The sequence below is a fragment of the Lentibacillus sp. L22 genome, assembly GCF_040812445.1.
Taxonomy (GTDB): domain Bacteria; phylum Bacillota; class Bacilli; order Bacillales; family Amphibacillaceae; genus Lentibacillus_C; species Lentibacillus_C daqui.
Window position 1 is genome coordinate 1 of record NZ_JBFNXI010000074.1, and the last position, 7,803, is coordinate 7,803.

The 7,803-nt window shown below is 37.7% G+C and carries 5 protein-coding genes; all 5 read right to left on the reverse strand.

Annotated features, from left to right (window positions below; translation table 11 throughout):
- Positions 1–463 precede the first annotated feature (463 nt).
- The 5 genes from ABRT01_RS17750 to ABRT01_RS17770 all read right to left on the reverse strand — a co-directional run bounded on the left by ABRT01_RS17750 (position 464) and on the right by ABRT01_RS17770 (position 7,454).
- Positions 464–1,753, reverse strand: coding sequence for an amidohydrolase (locus tag ABRT01_RS17750; RefSeq protein ID WP_367749045.1), 1,290 nt, complete (start codon positions 1,751–1,753; stop codon positions 464–466).
- 61 nt (positions 1,754–1,814) lie between these two features.
- Entirely contained in the window at positions 1,815–3,326 is a 1,512-nt protein-coding gene (locus tag ABRT01_RS17755) for an AbgT family transporter (RefSeq protein ID WP_367749048.1), read from the reverse strand.
- Positions 3,327–3,358: 32 nt separating this feature from the next.
- Complete coding sequence (locus ABRT01_RS17760) at positions 3,359–4,789, reverse strand: M20 family metallopeptidase (protein ID WP_367749051.1); 1,431 nt, start codon at positions 4,787–4,789, stop codon at positions 3,359–3,361.
- Positions 4,790–4,839: 50 nt separating this feature from the next.
- The gene (locus tag ABRT01_RS17765) at positions 4,840–6,090 is read right to left on the reverse strand and encodes a M20 family metallo-hydrolase (protein WP_367749054.1); all 1,251 of its coding nucleotides are present in this window, start codon (positions 6,088–6,090) and stop codon (positions 4,840–4,842) included.
- Positions 6,091–6,134: 44 nt separating this feature from the next.
- The gene (locus ABRT01_RS17770; protein ID WP_367749057.1) at positions 6,135–7,454 is read right to left on the reverse strand and encodes a hypothetical protein; all 1,320 of its coding nucleotides are present in this window, start codon (positions 7,452–7,454) and stop codon (positions 6,135–6,137) included.
- Positions 7,455–7,803: the final 349 nt, after the last annotated feature.

Here is a 7,803-nt window from a genome sequence, read left to right on the forward strand (position 1 = left end):
ATGAGTTCTCCTTATAATTTGGGATTTGGACAGGACTACCATTCCCTTATTATAAGGTTTTTTTATAGACTTTTGTAGTGAAAACTCCCATTATTCCTAATGTCCCAACTAAATATTTTTCTTGACATTTGTAGAAAAACTTTATGCAACGCTAGTGATCTTCCCTATGTATTTAAAATGTGGATACCATATGTATCTTTTTCAACATGATGGTTCATTTATTGTAGATTTTCCCGTACTCTTTCCATACGTTTTACCTTTGAATATGGTTTTGAATAGAACTACCCGTCCCCATTTAAATAATTGGCTTATGTAATTCGGGATACTTCCGATTTTTTAGTAAACAGTTAATTTACATTAAATTTGGTTCTCACAATACAAAGCGATTATATAGTCGTCCAATGAACTTTTACAAATTTGTCAATCTGCGGGGCGCCATCCCCACCGGAATGGCGCTTTATTATTAATTTCGCTGTGATAATTTCAAAACCGATTGATACAAAATCTCCACCGCAGATAAAAACGTCTCCTCGTTTACATCAAATCTCTCATTATGATGCCCGGCAGCTAATTCAGTCCCAAAAATACAATAGGTTGCTAAACCACCATTTTTTTGAACTTCCTCCATAAAGAAGGTTGCATCCTCTGATCCTGCACTCTCATTACTTTCCACATGACTTTCCATAATCGATGCATTCTCTTTCGCACACTCATCTAAAACAATAGCTAAGTCTTCTGAGCATTTACAACTTAATCCCTCACCTACAACATCAATATCATAATCGGTTTGATACATAGTTGCAGCCCCAACAACAATAGCTTCAACTTGCTCCCTAACATATTTGTTAATAGATGAAGTTTCACCTCGGGTTTCCACTTTTAGTTTAGCCTGATTCGGAATAATATTTCTTCCAGATCCGGCGTGTAACTCTCCAACGTTAATTCTTGTTGAACCTTCCGAATGACGGGCTATTGCATAAATATTTAATACCGCAGATGCAGCAGCCAACAGTGCGTTTTTTCCTTCCTCCGGTCTACTACCCGCATGGGATGCAACACCATTGAATGTAATATCCAATTTCGAAGTGGCTAAAAATCCATTATTAGCTGCAACAAAGTGTTTGTGAGGCACGCCTGTACCAATATGAGACGCAATAAAATAATCTACATCTGCAACAGCATTCGCTTTAACCATAGATTTAGCCCCACGGGTTCCTTCTTCTGCCGGCTGAAAAATGAGTTTGATGGTACCAGCCAGGTTTTCTTTATTCTCAGCAATTAAAGTAGCTAGTCCTAACCCGATTGATGTATGTGTATCATGTCCACATGCGTGCATTTTGTATGGAATTTTGGATTTAAAACCTGCATGTTTTGGAAAATGGTCGTCGGCATCCGATTCATTTATATCAAGTGCATCCATATCAAATCGATAAGCTATTGTTGGCCCCTGTCTGCTTGTATGAAGTGTAGCAACTATTCCAGTATAACCCTCTGAAAAATAATCAATGTAGTCTTTATTCGCACCATTTTCAAGTGACCATTGCAGATGTTCCTTTGTTATCGTTTCATCTGGTTTTCCCATACAGTCCTTCTCGGACATAACTTTTTTTCCAAGTTGCAAATCAAACCCTAAATCATCCAAAATGGACGCTACAATGGATGCTGTTCTCATTTCTAAAAAACCTGTTTCTGGATATTGGTGAAAATTTCTTCTCCATGCGACTATTTGCTCAGCTAAACATGCTTTTTCCATTATACTTCCTCCCTTGTACAATAATTGTTACATTTAACATGGTTCAATTCATATAGCTATCCTACAAATATGGATGTATACCTGGGCCGAATGGAATTCCCGTAAAGAAGAATATTAAAAGCAGTATAATCCATGTGATTAAGAAAGTAATCGAATATGGAAGCATTAATGAGATGTACGTTCCTATGCTTGCTTTCTTATCGTATCTTTGCATAAATGCTAGAATAATAACCATATATGGAAATAATGGCGTTATTATGTTTGTTGACGAATCTGCTATACGATATGCTGCCTGCGTAAAAGCTGGATGATAGCCCAATTGCATAAACATGGGAACAAAAATTGGTGCTTCTATTGCCCATTTTGCAGACCCTGAAGTGATCAAAAAATTCATTAATGATGTGAAAATAATATATCCTATAATTAGCCATATACCGGTGAAATTAATATTTGCTAGAAATTCGGCCCCATTAACAGCGACCCAGGTTCCAAGATTGGACCAATTAAAGAATGCAATAAATTGAGCGATTGCAAAGACTAACACAATGTAGCTGGCCATATCTTTCATTGATTCGGCCATATAATTACTAACGTCTTTACCAGATTTGATCTTTCCAACCGTTATCCCAAAAGTTACCCCGACTATTATAAAGAATATCAATATGATAGGGATGATCCCGTCTAGAAATGGAGAAGGAACGATTCCACCATCCTCACTTCTCAATGGACTGTTCGGAATAAATAGAACAACTGCAACAATTACGATGTAAATAAGTCCTGCAATAAAAGCATTTATAAACCCTTTTTTAGCGTTTGGAAGTTCTTCAGTTTGTTCTTCCTCTACAGCATCGCCCTTATAAATACCTAATCTTGGTTCAACAAACCTTGTTGTAACAAGTCCTCCTATAATGGTTAATACAATTACGGAGACAATGTTAAAGTACCAATTGTCAACAGCGGTTACAATGATCGAATCATCTAGGATAGCCGCAGCTTCTGTTGATATACCTGCTAATAAGGCATCTGTTCCCGCTACAAATAAATTCGCTGTAAACCCAGCACCCGCTCCGGCAAAACCTGCAGCTAAGCCAGCAAGTGGGTGCCTTCCAACCTTATAAAATACTAATGCTGCTAAAGGAGGAATAATAACAGTAGCTGCATCTGATGCCAAATTTCCCATAATACCTACAAACACCACAGCATAAGTAAGCAAGTATGGTGGAGATTTTAATATTGTTTTTCTTATAGCATAATCTAACAAACCAACTTTTTCTGCCAAACCAATTCCCAACATCATCGCTAATACCAAGCCCAATGGTGCAAATCCAGTAAAGTTTTCGAGCATCGATGTTAGAATGAATTGTAAACCTTCACCAGACATGAGATTTTTAATTGGTAACGTCTCTCCAGTTCCTGGATGGACTACAGAAGCATTAAATAAACTAAATATCCAAGAGACTATGATCATTATTACGGCTAGACCGACAAATAGTACAAATGGATCCGGGAGTTTATTTCCAACCTTTTCTACTATGTCTAGAAACCTTTGAAATAAACCTTTTTTCGTTTTCATATGATCACTCGCTTTTCTAAATTTGATTCGTCTTAGTGGTCATTAAGTTTCGACGGGGTAACATCTTTAGGAATTGGACAAGTGTATGCATTGTTCCGCTTGAATTCTTTAAATTCTGCTTTAACGTTATTTAAATCTTCCTCTGAAGTGAATAACTGTACTCCCGTTAGTGCCATACTTTCCGCTGCTCGAAACATTCCTTTATTCGAATAACTGCTAAGCCCTTGAGTGGTCATTTGCCATGTATGCAATGCTGTACCAAGAGCTGATGTAGATGTTGACAATTGCGCGGTAGGTACCACCCAACTGACATCTGATACATCGGTTGATCCATACAGTAATTCTTTTGATTCGACATATGGGGAAATCGAATCTGCCAAATATTTATCGGAGAATTCACTACCATCCCCCGTGTAGCCAAACCCTTTCATCGGATCCAAATAGTTTTTCTGTTCATCCTCTGTAAAAGTTGACCATAATTGTTTTGCAAATTGCTCTTCGCTATCGGTAGGGTCTGTAACGCCTACTTCAACTAAATTGTTATATAGGATTTTTTCCAAATTTCGGTTAGGTATATAGTTCGAACAAGCTTTATCAAACTCCATAGACATTTCAGTCTCAGTCATTAACGCAGCACCCTCAGCAATTTTACATACCCTTTTAAAGATGTTGTCCACCTGGTCAACTCTTGGTGCACGAATTAAATAAAGCACCTCTGCGTTAGCTTGAACTACATTCGGGGATATTCCACCAGTGTTGGTAACTGCATAATGGATTCTGGCTTCTTGGACAACGTGCTCTCTTAAATAATTGACACCGACATTCATTAACTCTACTGCGTCCAATGCACTACGCCCTAAATAAGGCGTATTTGCCGCGTGCGAAGCAATTCCTTTGAAACGAAAGTATACTTGATAATTAGCTAAACTGGATAAACTCATAATGGAATTCGATGGAGAAGGATGCCATGTTAACGCTGCATCAACATTGTCAAAAACCCCTTCTCGAACCATGAATGTCTTACCGGATCCGCCTTCTTCACCTGGACAGCCAAAAAATTGAACCGTCCCCGGCAAATGGTTGGCTTCAAGGTAACCTTTTACGGCACATGCAGCGGCAAAAGCGCCTGTTCCTAATAAATTGTGACCACAACCATGTCCAACATCTCTATAGGTCGGTTGATAGTTTGTTTCGTTCGGCTTTTGCCCCAAACCTGAAAGTGCATCAAATTCACCTAAAAATCCGATTACTGGCTTTCCGGAACCGTAAGTAGCAACAAATGCCGTTTCGATATCAGCAACACTACGTTCCACTGTAAAACCCTGTTTTTCACACTCCGATGCCAAAAATGCGGAAGAATCGTATTCCTCAAATCTAGTTTCCGGATGCGTATAAATAAATTCGGAAACTTGCTCAAAGTAACTTTTATTTTCTTCCAGATAATTTTCAATAAACTGTTTCATGATAAACCCTCCACATAAATGTTGATCTTTTTTTTAATCACTATTCCGATTTATTCTGTTTGAGTTTCGGTCTGCAGATAGTTTTCTAACACTTTTGCTCCATTTACGAGATTTTCAGTAGCTGTAAACTCATCAGGTTGGTGGCTTATCCCATCCAAACAAGGAATGAAAATTAATCCGCATGGCCATTTGCTAGCCATATTCATCACATCATGCCCTGCCCCACTGTCCATTACCCGTGTTGTAAGACCCAATGTTTCACATACATCGATCAGCTTTTGTTTGGTCGTTTCATCTAGTCTTATAGAATGATTATCGACCAAGTTCGTAACCGTAACTGCGACATGATATTTCTTTTCCATTTCCAGACAGTACGTTTTAATGTTTTCCGCAAGTTTTTTCTTCAAATCATCATCAACACTGCGAATATCGATTCCCAACTCAACTTCACTTGGGATAATGTTCATTGCGTTGGGTTTGACATGAGCGGTACTTACAGTTGCAACAAGTGGAGTCGCTTGCTCCCTATTTATTTTTAATGCTTCTTCGTTTACAAAACTGACTAATGGCGCTATGGCTACGAATGCATCCTGTCGCTGATTCATCGGGGTTGTCCCGGTATGATTGGCCATACCGGAAACCTTTACAATCAGACGAATTGGACGTGCGATCCCTTCTACAATGCCAATATTTGCATTATTTTCTTGTAATTGTTTTCCTTGCTCAATATGCAATTCAACAAATTGTTCTAAGTCATCTTTCCCCAACTCCGCCTGTTCGATGTCCTCCCATGTTAATCCCATGTCTTCTACGGCTTGTTTGATCGTTATTCCTTCACTGTCGGTAACGGTGGCTAAATCTGTCTTTTCCAGTTCTCCAACAAGTGCTTTACTGCCAATGGTTGATACGCCAAATCGTGCCGATTCCTCAGAAATAAAGCAAATCACGGCAATATTTTTTCCAGGAGTAAACTGTTTGTCTTTTAACATTTTTATCGCGGCCAACGCGCAAAGCACTCCAACAACCCCATCATAACCACCACCGTTATATACGGTATCCAGGTGTGAACCAACTGCTATTGTCGGTGCGTTTTTGTCAATTTCCCATACAGCCCATTGATTCCCTGCCTGATCCTGGTAATTGGTTAAGCCAAGTTCGCTAGCTATCTTGATAAATTGATGATGTGCCGATAACTCTTCTTTTGTATATCCTAATCGTGTAAATCCATCAGAAACATCCATTGCTTCTGTGACGTTTAATTCACACAATTTGTTTCCCATCCACTTATTTAATTTGTTCAATGACCATTCCCTCTTTTTCCATGTATTTCCGTACTAAATTGATATTAAGGCGATAATGACAGATCCACGGCAAATTGATAGACATTTGTTGGTCTGCCTCGTTGATTTAACTGGATCGTTCCGCACTTTTTTATCACGTTTGCTTGTTCTAGTTCTGCTAAAATTCTTCTTCCGTTTCTATCGGTACTTTGCAGCCAGCGAGAAACATCCTGTGCGGTAAATTCTTTTTTATTGTATTTATGGGAGAAAATAATCATCCGCATCACATCCCGATGATTAACAACATTACCATCATACTTAGCCAGCAATTCTTGTTCAATTTCCTTGGTGTTTAAAAAACCGCTTTCATTATTAGGGATCTTAGTCGTGATGGAATCCTGTTCATCAATCACCAAAATCGATGCTCGCTCATCCTTATGAAACTTACCCAATCCATATCTCACATTCCGTTCCGCATGTGATACAGTCTCCCCATAACCAATCACAACACCTATGAATAGTTGATCCCGAATGATAAATTCAGTCATTAATTGAAATAAATCATTCTCTCTATTACTGTCAATTTCTCCTTTTGTTGTGAAGATAAAGTACAAACCGTCACCGACATCGACAAATGATCCATTCATTTTTTCCGTTAACGTTAATAGGGATCTTTTCATGTTCAATTCATGATGTTTCCATCTAAATAACTGGTAAGGTTCATCGCTATATGTTTCGTCAAACATCTTACAACCAATTACAGCCATTTGCAGATTTTCATAACGATTGGCTTGGGCTCTTTCCAACAGAAGCTGGATAGTTAATTTAATAGACAAGTATGAAGGTGTTAACCTATATACCAAGACCCCCTCTTTTTTTAATTCATCATACGTTGATTTTATCGAAGTAATCGCCAATTGTGTTTTTTTACGTACGTATAAAGATTTATGAAATTCACCCAAATTACGCAAATGGTCATAACCTTTATACGGAGCATTATAGTATTCAAGCAAGTCCAAATGATAAAAAGATAGGATTTTTGTGACTTCTTGCTCTGTAATAGTATCGATACTTATTTTATTAAAAATTTTTTGCTCATTTAACTCTGCCTCCAGCAATATTCCAAAAAAACTAGATCCATATAACGGTGGATAGCTACCTTTATCTTTCTTGATCAGATTACTGTCGATGGCGTACGAATAATTCATGATACCGGAGAATAACCATTGATCCACAATCCATTTATTGTGTTCAATAATCTTGGTGACTTGATGAACCTCTTGATAAATAAAAGGGATAAATTCAACCTGGTTAAACTCCTTGGTGACCTTTAAAATACGTTCAACTGATTCTTCCGGTCCGATAACACCGATTTTAATATGCACATTCATTCACCTTTCAAGTTGCAAAAATAAGTATAAATAACCAGTAATTCGCCCACCTAACCTAGTTATTATTATAAAAGTTAGGTGTAAGTAATACCTACTGTTAACAAGGTTGATAAACGCTTTTAGCCACCCCTATCTCCAATTTTTCATTTAAGGAATTTATCCTTTATTTTTCTTTTTATCATACAGGAATTTTCCCACTATGTCTACAATTCTATAAAAATTTCTACATAGTTTGACAATAAATCGATAAAGACAGACTAATCGAAAGAGGCTGGGACAAAACTAGCCAAAAATAGTAAATAAAAAGGTTCCAAGCAAATCAAAAGTTTGCTTGGAACCTTTT

Coding starts and splice junctions, on each gene's coding strand:
- ABRT01_RS17750 (WP_367749045.1), bottom strand. CDS start 1,753: ATGGAAAAAGCATGTTTAGCTGAGCAAATAGTCGCATGGAGAAGAAAT.
- ABRT01_RS17755 (WP_367749048.1), bottom strand. CDS start 3,326: ATGAAAACGAAAAAAGGTTTATTTCAAAGGTTTCTAGACATAGTAGAA.
- ABRT01_RS17760 (WP_367749051.1), bottom strand. CDS start 4,789: ATGAAACAGTTTATTGAAAATTATCTGGAAGAAAATAAAAGTTACTTT.